Consider the following 1963-nt stretch of genomic DNA (forward strand, 5'->3'; position numbering starts at 1 on the left):
GCCATGAGCGAGACCTCCCTCAAGCCGGTGCTGGCGCGCGTTGCCCAGGGCGAGACGCTGGACGAGGGCGAGGCGGAGCGGGCCTTCGGCATCATCATGAACGGCGAGGCCACCCCGGCGCAGATCGCCGGGCTGGTGATGGCCATGCGGCTCCGCGGCGAGACGGTGGCGGAGATGACCGGCGCGGTCCGCGCCATGCGCGCCCGCATGGTGCCCGCCGAGGTGCCGCCCGGCGCGGTGGACATCGTCGGCACGGGCGGCGACGGCGCGGGGACGCTGAACATCTCCACCGCCGCCGCCATGGTGGTCGCGGGCTGCGGCGTGCCGGTGGCCAAGCACGGCAACAAGGCCCAGTCCTCACGCTCCGGCACGGCGGATGCCTTCGCGGCGCTGGGGGTCAACCTCGACATCCCCTTCGAGCGCATCCCGGCGGTGATCCGCGAGGCCGGGATGGTCTTCCTGATGGCGCAGCGCCACCACGCCGCCCTGCGCCACGCCGCCGGGCCGCGCGTGGAGCTCGGCACCCGCACCATCTTCAACCTGCTGGGGCCGATGGCCAATCCGGGCGGCGTGACGCGCCAGATGACGGGCGCCTTCGCCCCGCAATGGCTGCGCCCGATGGCCGAGGCCCTGGGCCGCCTGGGCAGCGAGCGCGCCTGGCTGGTGCATGGGCAGGGGCTGGACGAGCTAACCGTCAGCGGCCCCAGCCAGGTGGTGGAGCTGCGCGACGGGCACCTGCGGGAATTCACCGTCTCGCCGGGGGATGTGGGCCTGCCGGTCTCCCCCGTGGAGTCCCTGCGCGGCAGCGATCCGGAGCGCAACGCCGCGGCGCTGCTGGCGCTGCTGGACGGTGTCGCCAGCCCTTATCGCGACTGCGTGGTGCTGAACGCGGCCGCGGCCCTTGTGGTGGCGGGCCGGAGCGACGATCTGCGCGAGGCGGCCCGGATGGCCGCCGCATCCATCGACCAGGGCGCCGCGCGCGGCGTGCTGGAACGTCTTCGCACCGCCACCGCATCCTGACCACCCCCCGGCCCCTCCGGCACATGCAACCCGGAGCGGCGGCCGAAGCTTGACGAGGCGGCGTCACACGCCGCAGGAACCGTTCCATGGACCAAGCCTCAACGCTCGCGGCTCCCGAGACCCGGAGTGCCGCCAACCGCGACATGCCCGACATCCTCGCCCGGATCATGGCCGAGAAGGCCGTGGAGGTGCAGGCGCGGATGCACGAGATCTCCCGGTCCGAGATGGAACGGCGCGCCACCGCGGCCCCGGCGCCGCGTTCCTTCACCGGGGCGCTGTGCAAGTTCCTGGGCGAGGGCCGCACGGGCCTGATCGCCGAGATCAAGCGTTCCTCCCCCTCTGGCGGGCTGATCCGCCAGGACTTTTCCCCGGCGAAGCTGGCCCGGGCCTATTGCGATGCGGGCGCCGCCTGCCTGTCCGTGCTGACCGACGCGCCGCATTTCGGCGGCTCGCTCGAATACCTCGCCGAAGCCCGCGCCGCCTGCGAGTTGCCGGTGCTGCGCAAGGACTTCATGCTCGACCCCTACCAGGTCTTCGAGGCCCGGGCCGCCGGGGCCGACTGCATCCTGCTGATCATGGCCGCTATCACCGACGAGCAGGCGCATGCGCTGGAGGACACGGCGCGCAGCCTGGACATGTCCGTGCTGGCCGAGGTGCATGACGAGCGCGAGCTGGACCGCGCGCTGGGGCTGGAGACGCGGCTGATCGGGGTGAACAACCGCGACCTGCGCACGCTGCGGACGGATATCGCGGTGACCGAGCGCCTCGCCCCGCTGATCCCCGCCGACCGCATCCCCGTGGGCGAGAGCGGTATCCGCACGCCCGAGGACGTCCGCCGCATGGCCGAGGCCGGGGCGCGCTGCCTTCTGGTCGGGGAGCACCTGCTGCGCCAGCCGGACGTGGGAGCGGCGGCCCGGACGCTGATCGAGGCCGGTTGAGCGGC

At 73.4% G+C, this 1963-nt stretch carries 2 protein-coding genes; both read left to right on the forward strand.

Annotated features, from left to right (window positions below; all coding sequences use genetic code 11):
* The first annotated feature begins 3 nt into the window (after positions 1 to 3).
* Positions 4 to 1020 carry an anthranilate phosphoribosyltransferase gene (gene trpD / locus ROTAS13_RS23790; protein ID WP_075823601.1) on the forward strand — a complete coding sequence of 339 codons (1017 nt, stop codon included), beginning with the start codon at positions 4 to 6 and terminating at the stop codon, positions 1018 to 1020.
* A 143-nt stretch (positions 1021 to 1163) separates the two neighbouring features.
* Positions 1164 to 1958 carry an indole-3-glycerol phosphate synthase TrpC gene (trpC, locus tag ROTAS13_RS23795; RefSeq protein ID WP_026033527.1) on the forward strand — a complete coding sequence of 265 codons (795 nt, stop codon included), beginning with the start codon at positions 1164 to 1166 and terminating at the stop codon, positions 1956 to 1958.
* Positions 1959 to 1963 lie beyond the last annotated feature (5 nt).

This window comes from Roseomonas sp. TAS13 (assembly GCF_001950415.1).
In the GTDB taxonomy this organism is placed as follows: Bacteria; Pseudomonadota; Alphaproteobacteria; order Acetobacterales; family Acetobacteraceae; genus Roseomonas; species Roseomonas mucosa.